17 protein-coding genes and 1 pseudogene are annotated in these 19,761 nt (G+C 65.3%); 3 read left to right on the top strand and 15 right to left on the bottom strand.

Translation table 11 applies throughout. From position 1 onward, the window contains the following. Positions 1-17: 17 nt before the first annotated feature. From A5788_RS17185 to hpf, 3 genes are all read right to left on the bottom strand, one after another. Complete coding sequence (locus tag A5788_RS17185) at positions 18-503, bottom strand: Rv3235 family protein (RefSeq protein ID WP_231894359.1); 486 nt, start codon at positions 501-503, stop codon at positions 18-20. A gap of 153 nt (positions 504-656) precedes the next feature. Continuing rightward, the gene (secA, locus tag A5788_RS17190; RefSeq protein WP_064870709.1) at positions 657-3,518 is read right to left on the bottom strand and encodes a preprotein translocase subunit SecA; all 2,862 of its coding nucleotides are present in this window, start codon (positions 3,516-3,518) and stop codon (positions 657-659) included. A gap of 134 nt (positions 3,519-3,652) precedes the next feature. Further along, positions 3,653-4,420, bottom strand: a complete 768-nt coding sequence (hpf, locus tag A5788_RS17195) for a ribosome hibernation-promoting factor, HPF/YfiA family (RefSeq protein WP_049698900.1) — start codon at positions 4,418-4,420, stop codon at positions 3,653-3,655. Between the two features lie 430 nt (positions 4,421-4,850). On the opposite strand from hpf, the gene A5788_RS17200 reads away from it, so the two are divergent. After that, positions 4,851-5,546, top strand: coding sequence for a ComF family protein (locus tag A5788_RS17200; protein ID WP_049698899.1), 696 nt, complete (start codon positions 4,851-4,853; stop codon positions 5,544-5,546). Positions 5,547-5,559: 13 nt separating this feature from the next. On the opposite strand, the gene lpqB is transcribed toward A5788_RS17200, so the two are convergent. Genes lpqB through mtrA form a run of 3 tightly spaced genes read right to left on the bottom strand, consistent with a single transcriptional unit; the run spans position 5,560 to position 9,769 of the window. Beyond that, positions 5,560-7,260, bottom strand: coding sequence for an MtrAB system accessory lipoprotein LpqB (gene lpqB, locus A5788_RS17205; protein WP_053117440.1), 1,701 nt, complete (start codon positions 7,258-7,260; stop codon positions 5,560-5,562). 59 nt (positions 7,261-7,319) lie between these two features. Then, positions 7,320-9,095 carry an MtrAB system histidine kinase MtrB gene (gene mtrB, locus A5788_RS17210; RefSeq protein WP_064870710.1) on the bottom strand — a complete coding sequence of 592 codons (1,776 nt, stop codon included), beginning with the start codon at positions 9,093-9,095 and terminating at the stop codon, positions 7,320-7,322. Continuing rightward, complete coding sequence (mtrA, locus tag A5788_RS17215; protein ID WP_005170551.1) at positions 9,092-9,769, bottom strand: MtrAB system response regulator MtrA; 678 nt, start codon at positions 9,767-9,769, stop codon at positions 9,092-9,094. The genes mtrB and mtrA overlap by 4 nt, the downstream gene beginning before the upstream one ends. 96 nt (positions 9,770-9,865) lie before the next feature. Between mtrA and A5788_RS17220 the strand changes: the two genes are divergently transcribed. After that, positions 9,866-10,516: a dTMP kinase gene (locus A5788_RS17220; protein ID WP_049699055.1), complete on the top strand. Its 651-nt coding sequence runs from the start codon at positions 9,866-9,868 to the stop codon at positions 10,514-10,516. An 82-nt stretch (positions 10,517-10,598) separates the two neighbouring features. Then, the gene (locus tag A5788_RS17225) at positions 10,599-11,396 is read left to right on the top strand and encodes a hypothetical protein (RefSeq protein ID WP_049698897.1); all 798 of its coding nucleotides are present in this window, start codon (positions 10,599-10,601) and stop codon (positions 11,394-11,396) included. 120 nt (positions 11,397-11,516) lie between these two features. Here A5788_RS17225 and ahcY read toward each other — a convergent pair whose 3' ends face one another. The 9 genes and pseudogenes from ahcY to A5788_RS23600 all read right to left on the bottom strand — a co-directional run. Continuing rightward, a complete protein-coding gene (ahcY, locus tag A5788_RS17230) occupies positions 11,517-12,989 on the bottom strand; it encodes an adenosylhomocysteinase (RefSeq protein WP_049698896.1) in 1,473 nt (490 codons plus the stop codon). Between the two features lie 227 nt (positions 12,990-13,216). After that, complete coding sequence (locus A5788_RS17235; RefSeq protein ID WP_049698895.1) at positions 13,217-14,722, bottom strand: APC family permease; 1,506 nt, start codon at positions 14,720-14,722, stop codon at positions 13,217-13,219. Between the two features lie 185 nt (positions 14,723-14,907). After that, positions 14,908-15,864 (bottom strand): cation diffusion facilitator family transporter, encoded by a 957-nt coding sequence (locus tag A5788_RS17240; protein ID WP_049698894.1) that lies wholly within the window; start codon positions 15,862-15,864, stop codon positions 14,908-14,910. A gap of 208 nt (positions 15,865-16,072) precedes the next feature. Further along, the gene (locus A5788_RS17245; RefSeq protein WP_049698893.1) at positions 16,073-16,369 is read right to left on the bottom strand and encodes a WXG100 family type VII secretion target; all 297 of its coding nucleotides are present in this window, start codon (positions 16,367-16,369) and stop codon (positions 16,073-16,075) included. A gap of 102 nt (positions 16,370-16,471) precedes the next feature. Next, entirely contained in the window at positions 16,472-16,801 is a 330-nt protein-coding gene (locus A5788_RS17250; protein WP_049698892.1) for a WXG100 family type VII secretion target, read from the bottom strand. 125 nt (positions 16,802-16,926) lie between these two features. After that, positions 16,927-17,772 carry an ESX secretion-associated protein EspG gene (locus tag A5788_RS17255; protein WP_049698891.1) on the bottom strand — a complete coding sequence of 282 codons (846 nt, stop codon included), beginning with the start codon at positions 17,770-17,772 and terminating at the stop codon, positions 16,927-16,929. After that, complete coding sequence (locus A5788_RS17260; RefSeq protein WP_049698890.1) at positions 17,769-18,830, bottom strand: PPE domain-containing protein; 1,062 nt, start codon at positions 18,828-18,830, stop codon at positions 17,769-17,771. Before A5788_RS17260 ends, A5788_RS17255 begins: the two co-directional genes overlap by 4 nt. 99 nt (positions 18,831-18,929) lie before the next feature. Further along, a complete protein-coding gene (locus A5788_RS17265; protein WP_049698889.1) occupies positions 18,930-19,235 on the bottom strand; it encodes a PE family protein in 306 nt (101 codons plus the stop codon). A 62-nt stretch (positions 19,236-19,297) separates the two neighbouring features. Continuing rightward, positions 19,298-19,761 (bottom strand): annotated as a pseudogene (locus tag A5788_RS23600) (hypothetical protein); the annotation flags it as partial.

Below are 19,761 nucleotides of genomic sequence, written 5' to 3' on the forward strand. Positions count from 1 at the left end.
TGCGGGCGGGAGGGTACTCATCCAAGTGTCAACACGACCAACTGCCAGCGGTACTCGACGCGGGTCGCCACCGGACTGTAGCGACCACGAGGCTGGCCCGCGACGCGAACGCGGCACGGTACGCGTTCGATACGCCCGGCGAACGCGCGCGACCTGCCCTGCCGCGAGTATGTCCCGAAGATCTCCGCGGTGCCCGCGTCGCACATCTGGACGTGGACGCGTCGAACCGTGGGTATGCACATGTCGTCACCCGCTGCTCTGGCCCGCGCGAGGGCGTCGATCTGGTCGTCGACCTGCATTCCGACCCGATGCTGCAGGTGAGACGCGGGTCGGCGACGTGAGATGACCTCGAAGATCATCGTGAGGGTGCCAACCGAGAACTCCCGTGCCGCGATGGCCGCCGCGCGGGTCGCTGTGCGGGGAGGCGACTCCTGGCGCTGCATGTCCGCGCCACTGCGAGCGGGAATCGCGGCGGGCGACTCGTCACGTGTTGCGCGGGTCATAGGCCCGCACATCTCGTAGTCGGGGGCGGCCATTATCCGGATACGACTCGGCGCCGGACTCGCTTCGAGCGACGGGTGATCAGTGCAGGTGTTGGTCATGGAAACTCGGACGCACGCGAGGTACGCCCGGTTCCATGAACTTCAGAGAATTTTCTAGCGTCGACGTCGCTTGGACTTCGGAGGCTTCGCGCCCTCACGCTTTCCGCTGGCACGCGCGGCGGCTCGACGCTCGCGACGCGACGCGGACACGAGTGCCGGGTCTTCGAGTTCCTCTTCCTCCGAGTGCACGGACGTGCCGCCGTCCTCGTCTGGACCCGAGTACGTCATCGGAACGTCGGCCTCGGTGCCGACACCGACGGCACGCAGTGCGGCCGGTGCCTCGCTGTTACCCGACGCACCGTTGCCCGACGCACCATTGCCCGATGCCGATGCGCCTGCCATCGCAGGCTGACGGGCAGCGGCCGCAGCGGCAGTTGCTGCAGCGGATGCGGGTGTGACGGTGGGAGCGGGCTCGGCTTGCACCTGCACGTTGTACAGGTACTGGAGGGTCTCCTCCTTGAGTCCTTCGAGCATGCCGGTGAACATGTCGTAGCCCTCGCGCTGGTACTCGACGACCGGGTCGCGCTGCGCCATGGAGCGCAGGTGGATGCCCTCGCGGAGGTAATCCATCTCGTAGAGGTGATCGCGCCACTTGCGGTCGAGAACGCTCAGCAGGATGGTGCGTTCGAGCTGTCGCATGGCGTCCTCGCCACCGATCGCTGTGATCTCCTCCTCGCGCTTCTCGTACGCCTTCTGAGCGTCGTCGACGAGGATCTCTTTGAGCTCATCGGCCGAGATGTCGTCGCGCTCACCGAATTCGTTCTCGCCCATAACTTCTCGCGGGTCGAGCTCGATGGGATAGAGCGCGCGCAGGGCGGTCCACAGCTCGTCGATGTCCCAGTCCTCGGCGTAACCCTCCTCGGTCGCGCCGTCGACATACGCTCCGATGACCTCGGCGATCATCTGCATGATCTGCTCGCGGTGCTCGGTGCCCTCGAGGATGACGCGACGCTCGGCGTAGATGACCTTGCGCTGCTCGTTCATCACTTCGTCGTACTTGAGGACGTTCTTGCGGACCTCGAAGTTCTGCTGCTCAACCTGGGTCTGTGCGCTGCGGATGGCCTTGGTGACCATCTTCGCCTCGATCGGGACGTCGTCTGGCAGGTTGACGCGGTTCATGATGGTCTCGAGCGCCGCGCCGTTGAAGCGTCGCATGAGCTCATCACCGAGCGAGAGGTAAAACCGCGACTCGCCCGGATCGCCCTGACGACCCGAACGTCCGCGCAACTGGTTGTCGATTCGACGGGATTCGTGGCGCTCGGTACCGAGCACGTACAGACCGCCCGCGTCACGCACCGCTTCGGCTTCCTCAGCGGCTTCCCGACGCGCGACGGTGATCGCCTCTTCCCACGCCGTCTCGTACTCGTCGGGGGTGTTGACCGGATCGAGTCCGGCTTTGCGCAGGCGGGTGTCGGCGATGATGTCGGGGTTGCCGCCGAGCACGACGTCGGTACCACGACCGGCCATGTTGGTGGCGACCGTGACCGCTGCGGGTCGACCGGCCTCGGCGACGATCTGTGCTTCCTGCTCGTGGAACTTGGCGTTGAGCACGGTGTGCGGAATGTCGCGCTTGGCGAGCTGGCGGGACAGGTACTCCGACCGTTCGACGCTGGTCGTACCGATCAGGACCGGCTGACCCGCCTGGTGGCGTTCGGTGATGTCGTCGACGACCGCGGCGAACTTCGCCTCTTCGGTCTTGTAGATCAGATCGCCCTGATCCTTGCGGATCATCGGCTTGTTGGTCGGGATCGGGAGTACGCCGAGCTTGTAGATCTGGTCGAACTCCGCGGCCTCGGTCTCCGCGGTACCGGTCATTCCCGAGAGCTTGTCGTACAGGCGGAAGTAGTTCTGGAGCGTGATCGTGGCGAGCGTCTGGTTCTCCGCCTTGATCTCGACGCCCTCTTTGGCCTCGATGGCCTGGTGCAGGCCCTCGTTGAAGCGACGGCCGTCGAGCACGCGACCGGTGAACTCGTCGACGATGAGCACCTCACCGTTGCGGACGATGTAGTCCTTGTCGCGATGGAAGAGCTCTTTGACCTTGATCGCGTTGTTCAGGTAGCTGACCAGGGGCGAGTTCGCGGCCTCGTACAGGTTGTCGATGCCGAGCTGATCCTCGACGAACTCGACGCCCGCCTCGTGCACGCCGATCGTCTTCTTCTTGATGTCGACTTCGTAGTGGACGTCACGCTCGAGTAGCGGCGCAATGCGCGCGAACTCGGTGTACCACTTGCTCGATCCCTCGGCGGGACCCGAGATGATCAGCGGGGTCCTGGCCTCGTCGACCAGGATCGAGTCGACCTCGTCGACGACGGCGAAGTTGTGGCCGCGCTGCACGAGATCCTCGAGTGCATGCGCCATGTTGTCGCGCAGGTAATCGAACCCGAACTCGTTGTTGGTGCCGTAGGTGATGTCGGCGGCGTAAGCGACCTTGCGCTGCTGCGGAGTCATCCCGGTGAGGATCACGGCGGTCTCGAGACCGAGGAAGCGGTGGACGCGTCCCATCCACTCCGAGTCGCGCTTTGCGAGGTAGTCGTTGACGGTGACGACATGCACGCCGTCGCCCGACAGCGCGTTGAGGTAGGCGGGCAACACACAGGTCAGGGTCTTGCCCTCACCGGTCTTCATCTCGGCGATGTTGCCGTAATGCAGCGCCGCACCACCCATGATCTGCACGTGGAAGTGCTTCTGGTCGAGAACGCGCCATGCGGCTTCGCGGGCGACCGCGAATGCTTCGGGCAGCACTTCGTCGAGTGTCTCGCCCTTGGCGATGCGATCCTTGAACTCGTCGGTCTTCGCCTGCAGGTCGTCGTCGGAGAGCGACGCGATCTCGTCTTCCAACGCCTCGACGTGCGATGCGATGGCATCGAGTCGCTTGACCATGCGGCCTTCGCCGACGCGCAGCAGCTTGTTCAGCACCGTGGATCGAGTCCCTTACTCATGTCGACTACTCACGAAATACGGCCTGTGCATGCGAGTGCATGAACGCAGGCCGTATTCCATGGTACCGACGTCGCCTGAAGGGAGCCTGATCGGTGCCCCGTGGCCACCGATCAGACGAGCCGGATCAGTCCGTAATCGAAGGCGTGGCGGCGATAGACCACCGAAGCCTGATCGGTTTCCTTGTCGTGGAACAGGAAGAAGTCGTGCCCGACGAGTTCCATTTCGTAGAGCGCGTCGTCGACGGTCATCGGGACGGCCGGGTGTTCCTTCACGCGGACGATCTGTCCTGGTGTGTGGTCATCGACGCCGTCGTCCCAGGTTTGCGTGCCGTCGACGGATCCGGGGTCACCGGAAAGCTCGTCGACTGTGAGTTGGTCGACTCGCAGCGGCGGTGCTCCCACCTCGGTTGCCTCGGCGACCGAGATCGGCCGACGGTTCCCGTAGTGCACACGTCTGCGGTCCTTCACCCGACGCAATCGGGACTCGACCTTGTCGAGACTGGCCTCGAGCGCGGCGTAGAAGTTCTCCGCGCACGCCTGCGCGCGCACGACAGGCCCCTTGCCGGTGGCCGTGATCTCCACCTGCTGGCACGCCTTGGACTGTCGCGGATTGCGTTCGTGATTGAGTTCGACGTCGAATCGGTAGACGTTGAGGTCGAACCTCTCGAGTCGCGCGAGCTTGTCGCGGACGTAGATCTGGTAGTGCTCGGGTATCTCGACATTCCGCCCGGCGAAGACGACCGTGGCGTTCGGCTCGGCCGGCTCGTCGGACTCGACTGTTCCGGGGGGCCGTACAAAAGCGAATTCTGCGTCGTACTCGTCGGTGGTGGCACCGACCTTTGATTCACGCCGACCTTTGCGATGGACGACTTGCGACATTCGACTACCTCCTGGGTGTGCTACCACAACCCGACCCCGTCTCGAGAACCTCGAGAGAGATCTGAGAGTTCGAAAGCCGTTGTGCGCAAGGAGATCCCGCTGTGACTCGCGTGAAGCACCAGACGATTCGCGGCTACTGAGGTCAGGAAATGGCTACTCATTCATGCCAACCGGCGGTTGACAACCACTGTCAGGGGCTTCACCTCCCGTATCGGGACTCGGCTACCTTCTGCACCCTTGACCGTAGTCGGAAGTTTGCCTGTTAGCCATCGTTACCTCGGCTCGTCACCACGTTGATTCGAATAAGGGACCAACGGCCCATCGGTGCCCGCGCGACATGTCCTCCACAGGCTCGAGTGAATCCACAGTTGTGCGTCGGATCGCAGTCGCGCCACGCTTTCGGTCGCACCGGGCGTGCATGCTCGACGCCATGTCAGGACTCGCCCGACGGCACGTCTACGCGATCGCACGCGCGGGCGTCGACCTCATGATCCCGGTGACCTGTGGCGGTTGCGATGTTCCCGGGCCGCGCTGGTGTGCGCGCTGCGCGGCGCTTCTCGCCGACGACCCGGTCATGCTCTCCCCGAGGGTCCCGGTCGGAGTCGGGGTGTGGGCACTCGGGCGCTATCGCGGCCCTCATCGCAAGGCGGTGATCGAGCTCAAAGAACACGGCCGACGCGATCTCGCCGCCCCACTGGGGCACGCAGTGAGCGAGGCGCTACGTACGCTCGGCCGCTGGGGTGAGATCCCGCCCGCGTCGCGGCTATCCCTTGTTCCCGCGCCGACCCGGCCGCTCGCGGCTCGACGCCGCGGCGGAGACACCGTCACAGCGATCGCCGCGTGTGCGGCCACCGAGCTCGGGCGATACGTCTCGGTGCGTCCGCTGCTGACCATTCGGCCGGGCGGGCGCGACTCCGCGGGACTCGACGCCAGGGCGCGACGTCGAAACCTCGCGCAGCGCGTCGGCATCCGGTCGCCGCCGACTCGTACCGACCGGTCGTCTCACACGGCGACAGTAGTGGTCGACGACGTGATGACCACCGGGGCAACGGCAGCTGAATCGGTCCGCGTACTCGCCGAGCACGGCGTGCGCGTCGACCTCGTCGTCGTCATCGCAGGCGCATGAGGGCGTCTGAGGCTCAGGGCAGCACGGGGATCGCGGTCGGCGACATGGCGGGCTCGACCTCTGTCCAATACTGATCGGGCTGTCCGTTGGTGCTGCCGAGACGCAATATCCCGCGTTGGTCACCGATGTACACGTTGCTGGCATCTGCGGTGACCGCCCGGACGGGCGGTGCCACGTTTCCGCTGATCAAGCCGGACGCGGGAGCACCGTTGATCGGCAACTGCACCACCGGGGAGTCTGAGGCATCGCGGGCGACCATGAGAGTCGACGACGTGGCCCACGACAGCGACACGGCCTGATTGCCGACGTTGTACGCGGCGATCCGCGGGTTGGCCAGAGTGACCTGGCCGTCCTCGTTGGTCGCGATGACCGCCAGCAGCACCTGTCCGCCGACGATGAGTGCGACACGGACACCGTCGGGCGACACCTGTAATTCGGTGATCGGGCCACGGGCAATCGTCGCGATCGACGCCTCGTCGACCGTCGACACCACCTGACCGGAGTTCTGGGAATCGCGCACAACGCGAACAGGTTTGCCGTCGACGACCGCCCACACGGCGTCGTTCCCCTGGTTTCCCCCGAACGATGGACGCGTGATCGACGTACCCGAGGTGAGCGGCGAGACTTCACCGCCATACGTCCCCAACACCAGTTGCAGGCCGGGTCCGCCGCGGGAGGCGACGACCGCCGTCACCGCCTTGCCGTCGGAGGAAATCGACGCCGACCGGACGTCGCGGCTGGTACCCAGCGATCCGCCCGACGGCGTGGTCCCGGTGTCGGTGACCTTGAGCAGCGCTCCGTCGCGCACGATGTTGAGCCCGACATCGGTGGTTGGCGTCGCGAGCGGGTCGAACGCTTTGACGTCGGCGGGCTGCCATCCGGCGCTGCGCTCCGGGACGAGCGGCGCTCCGTCCGCGTTGATCACATACGGTCCACCGATGTCCGCGGCGTTGAGGGTCCAGATGATCTGCGCGGCAAGCGATGTTCGGTCGCGAACTCCGAGGGTTCCGAGGCCGGTCAGTTCGACGCGAACACCGCCGCCGGAGATCTGCGCGGCCTGCCCGCGCAGCGCCGACCCCGACGGAAAGCCGTTGTCGACGCCGGATGCGAGGTCCTCTGCCGGGCCTTCGATCAACCTGTTGAGCAGAACCGTCGGGTCGGCGTCCTGGTTGCCGTACAACCACCGCGGGTCCGACACCAGGTGCTGATGGGTGCGATCGGTGAAGTACAGCGACACCGAACGGTAGGTCGCGACGAACCGGCTCCTGTCGATCATCGCGCCGTTGGGCAGCGGGCCGTCGATCAGCCACTGCTCCCCCACGCGAACAAGACTGATCGTGGTCTCGACCCGCCCGCTGGCAGGCAGTAGTTGCCCGTTGGACTTGAGCACTCCGACGTTGTCGCCGACCAGACGCATACGCACCGAGTTCTGGCTTCGCTGATCGACGAACGTGTTGATCTCGTCGAGGATGATGGCGTCGCCGCGCTCGTCCCACTGCTGCGCCGACGGTGCCGTCAGGAATCGGCGGGCGGCCGCATGCCCGTCCGTCGGCGACGCCGTGGCTTCCAAAAACGCACGTACCAGTGCCTCGGGATCCATATCCGACTGCGGAACCGGAACCGCGTTCGTCGGTCCCTCGCGCTTAAAGGATTCGATGGGCTGAGGCGACGAATTGTCGGGCACGCCGCCACAGGCCGCGAGCACAATCGCCATCACCAGCAGCCCGACCAGTGTGGCGAGTCGTCGTGACGTAGCGGCGTGGACGCGCGCGTTCACCGTTGCTCCCTGTCGCTCGCGTCGGACCTGTCGGCGGTATCCGGCCCGGCGTCGGCGTCATGACTGTCGTCGGCGTCAAATGTCCCGGCGTCAGACGTCCCGGCGTCGTCGAGTCGCGTGGCACTCGTCCTCGTCGACGACTTCGCGGGCAGACTGCGGACCGGCTGGCCGACCGGTTTGAGCGGCAGCGGGCTGCCGAGAACCTTGTGTCCACGGATCAACGGGATGGTCAGTCGGAAGCACGCACCCTTACCGGGCTCGCCCCACGCGTCGAGACGCCCCTGGTGCAGGCGGGCATCCTCGATGCTGATCGCGAGACCGAGCCCGGTGCCACCCGACCGACGGAACCTCGACGGGTCGGACCGCCAGAAGCGGTTGAACACGAGTTTCTCCTCGCCGGGGCGCAGCCCGATGCCCTGGTCACGCACCGTGATGGCAACGGCGTCGCCGTCGGATCGCATGGTGAGCGTGATGGGTTTGCGTTCGCCGTGGTCGATGGCGTTGGCGAGCAGGTTGCGCAGAATGCGTTCCACACGGCGTGGGTCGATCTCGGCGATGACCGGTTCGGCCGGAAGGTCGAGGATGATCTCGGTTCCCGTGTCGGAGGCGAGGTGCGAGACCGTCGCAAGCGCTCCGTCGATCGGGATGGCCATGTCCATCCGTTCAGCGGCGAGTTCGGCCATTCCGGCGTCGTGTCGGGAGATCTCGAGGAGTTCGTTGAGCAACGTCTCGAAGCGGTCGAGTTCTTTGTCGAGTAGTTCGACGGATCGTTTACGCACGGGGTCGAGGTCGTCGCGGCCCTCGTAGAGCACGTCGCTGGCCATACGAACGGTGGTCAGCGGTGTACGCAGTTCGTGGCTGACGTCCGAGGTGAACTGTCGCTGGAGGCCACCGAATTCCTCGAGGTGGGTGATCTGCTTGGACAAGCTCTCGGCCATGTCGTTGAACGACATGGCCAAGCGGGCCATGTCGTCCTCGCCGCGCACCGGCATTCGTTCCTTGAGGCGCCCATCGGCGAAGCGGACGGCAATCCTCGACGCCGACCGCACAGGCATCACGGCCTGCCGCGAGACCAACCACGCGATGGCCGCGAGCAGGCCGAGCAGCACAACGCCGCCGGTGAGCAGCGTGCCACGCACCAGATCGACCGTGTTCTGCTCGGTGGTCAGCGGAAACACCAGGTAGAGCTCGAGCCCGGGAACCGACGAGTTGGTCGGTGTGCCGATGACCAGCGCGGGGATCGATCCGCCGGTACCGTCGGCGACGCGCGTGTACTGATAGGCGACCTGTCCGCCCTGAACCATGTCGCGCAGGTTGCGCGGAATTTCCGAAATAGGGCCGACGCCGAACTGCGAACCATCGCTGCCCGAGCGAGGCACGATGAGCACACTGTCGAAGGTGCCGACAGTTCCCGACGTCTGGCTGGTGTCGACGTCGCGGTCGGTCAGCAACGACCTCGTCTGCCGGAGCCGGTTCTGCACGGAGGTATTGCCGTCGCCGCTCGCGAGATCGCGTTCGACGGCGACACGCGCACGCTCAACCTCTTCGGTCGCGGCACCCAACTTGACCTCGAGAAGCCGGTCGGTGATCTGACTCATCAGCACGAACCCGAGGATGAGGAGCACGACGAACGACAACGCAAGCGTCGATACGACGACGCGCAACTGGAGCGAACGCCGCCACATGCGGCCGAATGTCCGGCCTACGCCGCCTGCCGCGCGGGTGAACCGACCGAGAGTGCTGTTGACGCGACGCCGAGAACGACCGATCACGGCGGGCCGGCCTTGTAGCCGACCCCCCTCACCGTCAGGACGACCTCGGGATTCTCCGGGTCGGTCTCGACCTTGGCGCGTAGACGCTGGACATGCACGTTGACGAGTCTAGTGTCCGCCGGATGCCGGTATCCCCACACCTGCTCGAGCAGCACATCACGGGTGAACACCTGGCGTGGTTTGCGGGCGAGCGCCACCAGGAGATCGAACTCGAGTGGCGTCAGCGAAATGGGCACACCGTCACGAGTGACCTTGTGTGCGGGCACATCGATCTCCACCGGGCCGATCGAGAGCAATTCGGCCGGCTCCTCGTCGTTGCGACGCAGGCGCGCACGCACCCGCGCGACGAGTTCCTTGGGCTTGAACGGCTTGACCATGTAGTCGTCGGCACCCGACTCGAGCCCGAGCACGACGTCGACGGTGTCGGACTTCGCTGTCAGCATCACGATCGGCACACCCGAATCAGCCCGCAACACACGACACACGTCGATCCCGTTCATCCCGGGGAGCATGAGGTCGAGGAGGACGAGGTCGGGACGAACCTCTCGAACCGCGGTCAACGCCTGTGTTCCGTCGGAGACGACGAAGGGTTCGAAACCTTCGCCCCGCAACACAATCGTCAGCATTTCGGCGAGCGCGGCGTCGTCGTCGACCACGAGGATGCGAGGCTTCATGACTTCAATGGTGACACTTCCGTGATCGAACCGTCGTGATTGACGCGCCGACGCGCGCTCGCGCGTTCTCACCGCCTCCCCGCCTACCATGCGATCGTGGGAGTACTCATCGCGGTGGAAGGGCTGGACGGCGCAGGAAAGAACACGCTGGTCACCGGCGTGGTCAACGAGTTGACACGACGAGGCGCCGCGGTGTCGACCTTCACCTTCCCGCGATACGGCTCGTCGGTTTTCGCCGACGTCGCATCGGAAGCATTGCACGGCGAGCATGGCGATCTACGCCAGAGCGTCAACGCCATGGCGCTGCTCTTCGCACTCGACCGCGCCGACGCCGCCGCACAGATCCGCACGGCACTCACCGAATCCGACGTCGTGATCCTCGACAGATACGTCGCGTCGAATGCCGCCTACAGCGCGGGCCGACTGCGACAGGACGCATCCGGAGACGTCGTGCGCTGGGTCGCCGACCTCGAGTTCGGCAGATTCGACGTTCCCCTCCCCGACCAGCACCTGCTGCTCGGAGTGCCCGCGACCGTCGCGATGCAACGCGCACGCTCGCGTGCGGCACTCGACCCGTCGCGAGCACGTGACGCATACGAACGCGACGACGACCTGCAGATGCGCGTCGACTCCGTGTATCGACAACTCGCCGAGCAGAGCTGGGCGTCGCCGTGGATCGAGGTCGGCACAGATTCTGCAGATTCGGTGGAACCAGCAGGCCTCGTTGCGCGTCTGATGCTCGAATGACTGCACCAGTGAATGACGGTTCTGGGGCGGCCGCTCACCTCTTCGATAACGTCGAAGACGACACCATCGGCCAAGGAGCCAGATGACCTACCCGCCCGGACCGGGACGCGGCACACCGCCGCCCCAGGGGCAGTACCCGACCTCGCAGCAACATCCATCGGCGCCGCAACCGTACCCGGGCGCCCAGCCATACCCGGGTGCCCAGCCATATGCGGGAGGACCCGCGTACCCGGCGGGCCCCACCTATCAGGGGCCGCATCCAGGCGCACAGCATCCGGGACTGCAGCAGGCGGTGCCGCCCGGGTGGGATTCACCGTTCGCGCAGATGCAGACCACCAAGTCCACTCTGAATCGGGGCCTGATCGCGGGAATCGTGGCGGGTGTCGTGGCGATCCTGGCCCTCGGCGTGGTGCTCGTCGTCGCTCTCACGTCGATCAGCAGCGGTTCGACATCGACGGTTGCGACCGCGTCGCCCGGACAGACTGCACCCGGCGATTCTGATCAGGGCGGTGCGGGCACTCAGGGCGGCCCGAACGACGACTCTGCCGACGCGCCCGCAAATGACAAGCAAGCCGTGGCGGTCCGTGCGGCGATGCAGCGCTACCTCGACGCATACAACTCGGGCAACCTGGATCAGATCAAGGCCGCGACATGCGCCGGGCTGCGCGACCAGGTTCGGACACCTCAGGGCAGGGGCACCGTGGTGCTCGACGGCATGTCGGCCGTACTCGTCAGCGGCGACGTCGCGCGGTCGCTCGTCGACACCCACGTGACCGACGGCGTCCGAGCCACCCAGACCAAGACCGCCAAGGCGACGTTCAGCAACGAGAAGGGCACCTGGTACTTCTGCCCCAACGCCGAGCCCTCGTTCAGCACATAAGGCACGCGAGCGCACCGCTCCCACAACGAGCCGGGGGCGTCGACAACTGGTGTCGACGCCCCCGGCTCGTATCGGTCGGTTCCGGCTCGCGTCACCCCTGGTGGGTCGCGAGCGGACCGATCAGTAGCGGTAGTGCTCGGGCTTGTACGGACCCTCGACGTCGACGTTGATGTACTCCGCCTGCTCCTTGGTGAGCTTGGTCAGAGTGCCACCGAGCGCCTCGACGTGGATCTTCGCGACCTTCTCGTCGAGATGCTTGGGCAGCCGGTAGACCTCGTTGTCGTACTCGTTGTTCTTGGTCCACAGCTCGATCTGCGCGATCACCTGGTTGGAGAAGCTGTTGCTCATCACGAACGACGGGTGGCCCGTCGCGTTGCCGAGGTTGAGCAGTCGGCCCTCGCTGAGAACGAGGATGGACTTGCCGTCGCCGAAGATCCACTGGTCGACCTGCGGCTTGATGTTGATGCGGGTCGCGCCCGAGTTCTCCAGGCCTGCCATGTCGATCTCGTTGTCGAAGTGACCGATGTTGCCGAGGATGGCCTGGTTCTTCATCTTCTTCATGTGCTCGAGCAGGATGATGTCCTTGTTGCCCGTCGACGTGACGACGATGTCGGCGTCGCCGATCGCCTGCTCGACGGTGACGACGTCGAATCCGTCCATGAGCGCCTGCAGTGCGTTGATCGGATCGATCTCGGTGACCTGCACGCGAGCGCCCTGCCCTGCGAGCGACTCAGCGCAACCCTTGCCGACGTCTCCGTAGCCGCAGATCAGCACCTTCTTGCCGCCGATGAGGACGTCGGTGCCGCGGTTGATTCCGTCGATCAGCGAGTGGCGTGTGCCGTACTTGTTGTCGAACTTGCTCTTGGTGACCGAGTCGTTGACGTTGATCGCGGGGAACGACAGTTCACCGGCAGCAGCGAACTGGTAGAGCCGCAGGACACCCGTGGTTGTCTCCTCGGTAACGCCCTTGACCGACTCGGCAATCTTCGTCCACTTGGTCTTGTCCTCGGCGAAAGTGGCACGCAGCAGTTCGAGGAACACCTTGTACTCGGCGGGATCGTCGTCGTCTGCGGGCGGGACCACACCCGCCTGCTCGAACTGCGCACCGCGCAAGACGAGCATGGTGGCGTCGCCGCCGTCGTCGAGGATCATGTTGGCGGGCTCGTCGGGCCAGGTGAGCATCTGCTCCGCAGCCCACCAGTACTCCTCGAGCGTCTCGCCCTTCCAGGCGAAGACCGGAACGCCCTTCGGCTCGTCGACGGTGCCGTGCGGCCCGACGACGATCGCGGCTGCGGCATGGTCCTGGGTGGAGAAGATGTTGCACGACGCCCACCGAACCTGCGCGCCGAGCGCGACGAGGGTCTCGATCAGCACTGCGGTCTGCACGGTCATGTGCAGCGAACCGGAGATGCGCGCACCCTTCAGCGGCGCGACGTCAGCGTATTCGCGACGCAGCGACATCAGGCCCGGCATCTCGTGCTCGGCGAGCCCGATCTCCTTGCGGCCGAACTCGGCAAGCGACAGGTCGGCGACCTTGTAGTCGATGCCGTTCTTGGTGTCCACCTGAGGTGCCTCGTTCTGCACCATGGTCATGTCATCCCCTTGTCCGTGAAATCGCATGTCACCGATGTGTGCCGCTGGGCACGCGCCTGTGTGAGGTGTCGCGCCGACTGTTCGCCGACGACCGATTGAGCGGGTACGCGAGATGCGCAACCGGGAGTCACTCCCCTACGAGGCTATCTAACACTTCAGACACTGCTGAGGCTGGCCACACCTCGGGAGCGAGCAACGCGGTGCCTGTGGTCCCGCGACGGCGAGGCTCACGCCTGCTTGTGGACGGCAACTCCTTCGACCTCGCCGCGCTCCCGCTTGCCGACCATCGAATGCCGCATTCCGTAGAGCAGGTAGATCGCCACGCCGATGGCCATCCAGATCACGAAGCGAATCCATGTCAGCGCCGACAGGTTCAGCATCAACCAGAGGCACGCCAGGATCGCGAGCACCGGAATGATCGGCCCTCCCGGCACGTTGAACCCACGTTCGAGGTCAGGCCTGGTCCGACGCAACACCAAGACACCCGCGGCAACGACGATGAACGCGAAGAGCGTTCCGACGTTGACCATCTCTTCGAGCTTGTTGATCGGGAAGAAGCCCGCAACCACGGCGACCACGACGCCGATGAGAACGGTCAAACGCACGGGGGTTCCGAACCGCGGACTTGTCTTGGCCAGACCGCGCGGCAACAGACCGTCGCGGCACATCGCGAACGCGACTCGTGACTGGCCGAGCATCAGGACCATGACGACGGTCGTCAAGCCTGCCAGCGCGCCGATCGCGATCACCTTCTCTGCCCAGGTGACCCCGTTCAACGCGAAGACGTCAGCGAGGTTCTTCGAGTCACCACCGCTGCTTGCGAGCTGCTTGTAGCTCGCCATACCGGTGACGACGATCGTGACGAGCACGTAGAGCACGGTGACGATCAGCAACGACCCGAGAATGCCCCGCGGAACGTCCTTGCGCGGATTGCGGGTTTCCTCCGCGGTGGTGGCGACGACGTCGAATCCGATGAACGCGAAGAACACGATCGACGCCGCGGCGAGCACGCCGTACCACCCGTAGGACGAGTCGCCGCCTCCTGTCATCAGAGAGAAGAGCGTCGAATCGACAGAAGCCTTCTCACCTGCCGCGTGTTCGGCAGGCGGCACGAAGGGTTGGTAGTTGGCAGTCTTGATGTAGAAGAAGCCGACGACGATGACGAGCAGCACGACGCCGACCTTGATCGCGGTGATCACCGCGCTGACACGCGACGACAGCTTGGTGCCGATGGCGAGTAGCGTCGTCACGCCCGCGACGATGAGGATCGCGCCCCAGTCGATGGTGTGTGAGCCGACTTCAACGGTTCCGCCGGAGAAGCCGAACACGCTGCCGAGGTAGCTCGACCACCCCTTCGACACCACAGCCGCACCGACCGCGAACTCCAGGATCAGATCCCAGCCGAGAATCCAGGCAAGGAACTCACCGAATGTGGCGTAGCCGAACGTATATGCAGACCCCGCAACGGGAACGGTCGACGCGAACTCGGCATAACACAGCGCCGCCAGCGCGCAGGTGATCGCCGCCATGATGAACGACAGCGAGATCGCGGGTCCCGCTTTGTCTCCGGCAGTCGACACGGTGATCGTGAAGATGCCTGCACCGATCACCACCGAGACGCCGAAGACGAGCAGGTCCTTCCACGTCAGGTCCTTGCGGAGTTTGTGGTCTGGCTCGTCGGTGTCGGCCATCGACTGCTCGACAGACTTGGTGCGTGTGAACGCATTGGCCATCAGTGGTTCTCCCCTGCATATCTGGTCAGCACTGTCAGGTCAGCATCGTCGACGCATCGTCCGCTTCTCGAGCGACGCAGGATCGGAGTGGACTGTCATCCCCCGACTCGACGGTGTTCTCACGCAACCGGCATTTCGGTTATCGCGGATTCACACGCTACCGACAATGCCGGGAATGTGAGGGCTTAACGCGAAGACGTGTCTGCTCGATCAGCACCGGGTTGAGCCGACCCGCGATCGATGTCGGGCTCGAGGTAGATGATCCTCGCTTGTGGTACGGCAGTACGGATTCTTGCCTCGGCGTCGTCAATGGTGTGCGCGACCGCCACGACATCTGTGCCCGCCGGGATCGCGATCTTGGCGGCGACGAGGAGTTCGTCTGGCCCGAGGTACTGGGTCTTCATGTGGATCACGCGGTCGACCCCACCGGATTCAAGCGCTTCGCGTAGGGCAGCCTCCTCCTCCACCGTCGCGCCCTCTCCGATCAGAAGGCTCTTCATCTCGATGATCAGCACGATCGCGATGACGCCGAGCAAGACGCCGATCGCCAGCGTTCCGATGCCGTCCCACACCGCATTACCCGTGATCATGGTCAAACCGACGCCGAGCAACGCCAACACGAGACCGATCAGCGCACCGGTGTCTTCGAGCAGAACCACCGGGAGTTCCGGGTTCCTCGAGTTGCGGATGAAACGCCACCACGACGCGCGTCCTTTGAGAGGTCGCGACTCGCGCATCGCCGTCGTGAAGCTGTAGCCCTCGAGGCAGATGGCGACAAGCAAGATGACGATCGCGACGATCGGCGATTCGAGGCCGTGATCGTTTGCGTGCGTGATCTTCTCGATGCCCTCGTAGATCGCGAACATCGAACCGAGCGTGAAGATCACCAACGCCACGACGAACGAATAGAAGTATCGAGCGCGCCCGTAACCAAAGGGATGAAGCTGGTCGGCTTCCTGGCTCGCGCGCTTCTGCCCGAGCAATAACAGCCCCTGGTTGCTGGTGTCTGCGACCGAGTGCACACCCTCGGCGAGCATCGACGACGATCCCGTGATCGCGAATCCGACGAACTTGGCCACAGCGATACCGGCGTTTGCAGCGAGCGCTGCGAGAATTGCCTTCTTCGAACCTTCAGCCGACACCGTGTTGTCCTTCCATCGGCGCCTCCTGCCATCGACGCCACTGCCCGTCCGTCGAACAGGCGTCGCCGGAGCCTCTTGTCGCCTGAGACTCTAACCGACTACGCCGCACCGAACATGCCGGAGTTTCACGCGGGTGGGTGTGGGACCACGCAGGCCCCACACCGCCCCGCCTCCCCCAGTCAGGACGCCCCTTCCAGGACGGCCGCATTCAGATGGAGCCGAAACCGCGCCCGATCGCCCCGTCCAGCTCCGACATCGTGTTCGACGCGTTCTGCACGCCGCGGTGGAGGCCGAACAGCTGATCGCGCGACTGGAGGAAGATGCGGTCCCAGTTCGCCTGCGCCTGTTCATACGACGCCTTGGCCGTGGTCGACGTCCAGCTCCCGTCGAGCGAGTGGACCTGCCGCTTGAGTTCGTCGGCGAGGTCGCTCAAGCGCGCGAACTCCGACTGGAGATTGCCGCTGAGGTCGCCGAGACCCGCGAAGTTGTATTCGATCTGTCCCATGTCTGGATTCCCTTCTTATCGCTCGAGGCCAGTGCTTTCGAGCATGGTTGTGTCGAACGTGAATATCGTTGTGTCCGAGATCGTTTGGTCGTGGCGGCTACGTCAGAGCCGCACACCTCCCGGCTGGAACCCACTCGCGACCTGAGCGTCGTTGTCCTCGTAGCCGGCGAAGCCGCTGCTGAGCTTGTTCCGGATGTCGTCGAGCGCGTTGTGCAACGCCAATGCCGACGAGTTCCAGTCGGCGTGGGTATCGGTGAAGGCCGCCGACGCCTTGCCCTGCCACGACGCCGCGCCGTTCGACGACGCCCGTGCGATGCGGCCGATGGTCTCCTGCATGTCCGCGACCACCCCCGCAACCGATTTCGTTGTGGCCATTGCCGATTCGACGTCGACCTTGACCGCCCCCCCGCTGTTGTCACCGAGATTGAGCATCCTGATCCTCCTGTGGTTGAGCACCGAATCACGGTGCCTCGCGGTATCCGCGACTCAGATACCGCTGGTGTGCACGACGATCGGAATCGGTTCCGATGTCGCTTCCCGCACGTATGGCCCGGAGTTCACCGGGACCACCAGCCGTCGGGAAGGGTCTCGATCAGCAGACCTACTGCCTGGCCGATGCGATGACCCGAACCCGGCGACAGCGTGGTCCACACCCTGCCGTCGGGAGATCTACTGGGACCGGCGATGATTCGACCGCGAGACGTGTCGATGACGCCGAGCGCTCCCGGGGACTGCGTGAGCAGGCCGTCGCGCCGGGAGACCGCGACGATCTCTGTACGACGCTCGATAGTCGCGAAAGCACGTGCCACAGTGCCGGAATCGCTCGGCGGCATACCCAATCGCGTCAGTGTTCGCGCAACCTCCCCGGTGGTCAGACAGCGCCCCAGGCGATCTGCGAGTTCGTCGCACGGACACGCGAGTGCACCGAATTCGAGCGGCTCCGCGGGCACTACGGACCGGTCAGCTCTTCCGTCGTCACCGCGATCCGTGCAATGCCGACGTACCAGCGCCGAGATTCCGGCACCGTCGTTGAGTTCCACGACCGTGATGTCGATGGTGTCGCCGCGCCTGACCGCAAAGACATGCTCGCCGTCGCGCCGCGCGAGACACCCACGGATGGTGTCGGATTCGGTGAATGTTCGTATCTCCAACTCTCGCTCAGGCCGGGCGAGTACTCGCAACGCCGCCACAAGCCACGGCGCTGGATCGCCGAGGTCGTCGATGAGTCGAAGCTCTGCGATACGGGAGTCGGCCACAATGTCCGCGGCGCGCGCACGCTCGGCGTCGTCGTCGATGGCGAACAGGTCGAGGACAACCGGCCAGGTGGTAACCCCGAGCCGCATACCGACTCTGCGCAGTGTCGCGACATCCACTCGTCCACCGCGAGTTGCTGTCCAGATCATCGCGTCGACACCTCCCCGAGGCGAAGAGTCTGCTCGAGATAGGCGGGATCTATTGTCGACGAGCCGGATTCGGCGTCGGAGTCGATCGTCACCTGCGAAGTGACCGCCACGCCCGCCTCAGCCCAGGTGGCCGGCGCCTCGTGGGCAATCCCGGCGCCGCCGATGGGCTCGCCGGAAACGGCGGCTACGGATACCGGGCGAGACACACGCTGCTCGTTCGTCGCGGCAACCGCGGGGGCGACGGGCGGTGGCATCGACTCTGGCGACACTGGCCGTTGCGTCGGTGTCGGCGCAGCGGCGGCCGCGGCCTGCGGAGCCGACGCGAGGGTCGTCGCCGCGTACCCGGTTGTGACCGGTGCTGGCGCCATGGTCGCGAACGGCATTCCGCCCCCGCCTACCTGCGTTGCCCCGGTCTGCGGTGTTCCTATCTGCGGCGTCCCCGTCTGGCGCTGCGCCTTTGCGGCGTCCGCTGCGCTGCGGGCCGCCGACTGCTCGGCAACCAGCGCAGCATCGGAGACCAGCAGCGGTGCGCGGCGATCGACATGCCACGGTTGCGCAGAGGGCATCGCAGCCTGCTCGTATGCCTCCATCACCCGAGCCGCGCGCATGCGCTGATCGTGTCGAGCACGCTCGGCATGGGCAGCAGCGCCCGTGATGACTGGCGCAACCGCACTCACCGACCTCGCAAGCTCGCTGAGTCCGTCGACCAGGTCGACCTCCCCCGCAGCGGGCATCGCCAGCCGGGCGACCGCTGCCGCCGCACCCTGCCCCTGCGCCAGAACAGCGTTCGACGCCGCAGTCGCAGCCGCATCGGCAAACCAGCCACCCAACGCGGCGAGCCGATCGAGCGCATCGCTCGCATGGGAGGATTGCCACGATCCGCCCAACCGCGCCAGGATGACGCTGTATTCGACTGCCGCGTCGCCCATCTCAGTCGCAACGACACCCCACGCGCACCCCGCCTCGATCAAGGGCGCAGGACCAACACCGGACGCGAGATCGGAGACGAGCCGATCAGTGGTACGTGCGTCCCAGACAACGCCGGTGAAACCGGTCACTGCACTTCTCCTTTCCCACCGAGAGGGTCACTGCTGCACCGTTGTTCGAGGGCAGCTCTGTCGTGCTGAATACTGTTGCGGGTGACGCGGTAGCGGCACTCAGATGCGCAGTCCTCGTGCGACTGCGTCGTCGGCGTCGACGACCCCCGTCGCCTGCGCTCGCAATGTGGCGGCGAGTTTGCGTAGTTCGAGGACTCCCGACGCGGCGTCGGCGTCGAATCCACCCGCGACGGCATCGAAGGAGTTCGCGACCGCGATCGACACCTCGTCGCGACCAGCCGGAGTAACCGTCCGCCGGTCGGTGGTACCGATCAACGACCGTTCGACTCGATCGGCCAGCAGGTCGAGGTCTTTTGCGGCAGTGATGAGTTCGTCAGGATCGACGCTCAGTTTCGGATCGGGCACGGCACACCTCCAGGTGTCTCGGACGTTGGTCGTGAATCATTGGTCGTTGGCGAGAAGGTTGATCAACTCCGTGGCTCGATCTCCAGGTCGGAGTCGTGCCACAGGAGGCGGAGTTCGATGTCAGGAGTCGGCGATGGCTCGGGTTGATCAGGTTGATCGCCGATCACCGAGGGGGCCACCTCGCGCGACTCGCCGACCACCTCTTGACCGTGCTCTTCGGTGACGAGGTAATCCGGAATCTCGTGGTGCTCAGCGGCATCCGCCGCCCCGCGCGCCGCGCCTGCAGCCATCATCGGGGCCATCGATGCAGGCAAAGGTGCGGCGGTCGTACCGGTCGCCCGTGTTGTCTGCGACGGAGTGAGCGATGCCGGCTCGGTGGTCCCGATCCCGGCTGACATTCCCGGCCGTGCTGCCCCGAGAGGAGCCGATCCCGCACCCATGCCCCCAACGCCCAGACCGATCACCGATCTCCTGGGCGGTTTCGGAACCGGCGACCTGTCCGGCGCGCCGCTCGATCCGTCGATGA

This window comes from Gordonia sp. 852002-50816_SCH5313054-c (assembly GCF_001665925.1).
Taxonomy (GTDB): Bacteria; Actinomycetota; Actinomycetes; order Mycobacteriales; family Mycobacteriaceae; genus Gordonia; species Gordonia jacobaea.

Bases quoted from the DNA above. Each gene is read 5' to 3' on its own strand.
- A5788_RS17185 (WP_231894359.1), bottom strand. From the start codon at position 503: ATGACCCGCGCAACACGTGACGAGTCGCCCGCCGCGATTCCCGCTCGC.
- hpf (WP_049698900.1), bottom strand. From the start codon at position 4,420: ATGTCGCAAGTCGTCCATCGCAAAGGTCGGCGTGAATCAAAGGTCGGT.
- A5788_RS17200 (WP_049698899.1), top strand. From the start codon at position 4,851: ATGTCAGGACTCGCCCGACGGCACGTCTACGCGATCGCACGCGCGGGC.
- lpqB (WP_053117440.1), bottom strand. From the start codon at position 7,260: ATGGCGATTGTGCTCGCGGCCTGTGGCGGCGTGCCCGACAATTCGTCG.
- mtrA (WP_005170551.1), bottom strand. From the start codon at position 9,769: ATGAAGCCTCGCATCCTCGTGGTCGACGACGACGCCGCGCTCGCCGAA.
- A5788_RS17225 (WP_049698897.1), top strand. From the start codon at position 10,599: ATGACCTACCCGCCCGGACCGGGACGCGGCACACCGCCGCCCCAGGGG.
- ahcY (WP_049698896.1), bottom strand. From the start codon at position 12,989: ATGACCATGGTGCAGAACGAGGCACCTCAGGTGGACACCAAGAACGGC.
- A5788_RS17235 (WP_049698895.1), bottom strand. From the start codon at position 14,722: ATGGCCAATGCGTTCACACGCACCAAGTCTGTCGAGCAGTCGATGGCC.
- A5788_RS17245 (WP_049698893.1), bottom strand. From the start codon at position 16,369: ATGGGACAGATCGAATACAACTTCGCGGGTCTCGGCGACCTCAGCGGC.
- A5788_RS17250 (WP_049698892.1), bottom strand. From the start codon at position 16,801: ATGCTCAATCTCGGTGACAACAGCGGGGGGGCGGTCAAGGTCGACGTC.
- A5788_RS17255 (WP_049698891.1), bottom strand. From the start codon at position 17,772: ATGATCTGGACAGCAACTCGCGGTGGACGAGTGGATGTCGCGACACTG.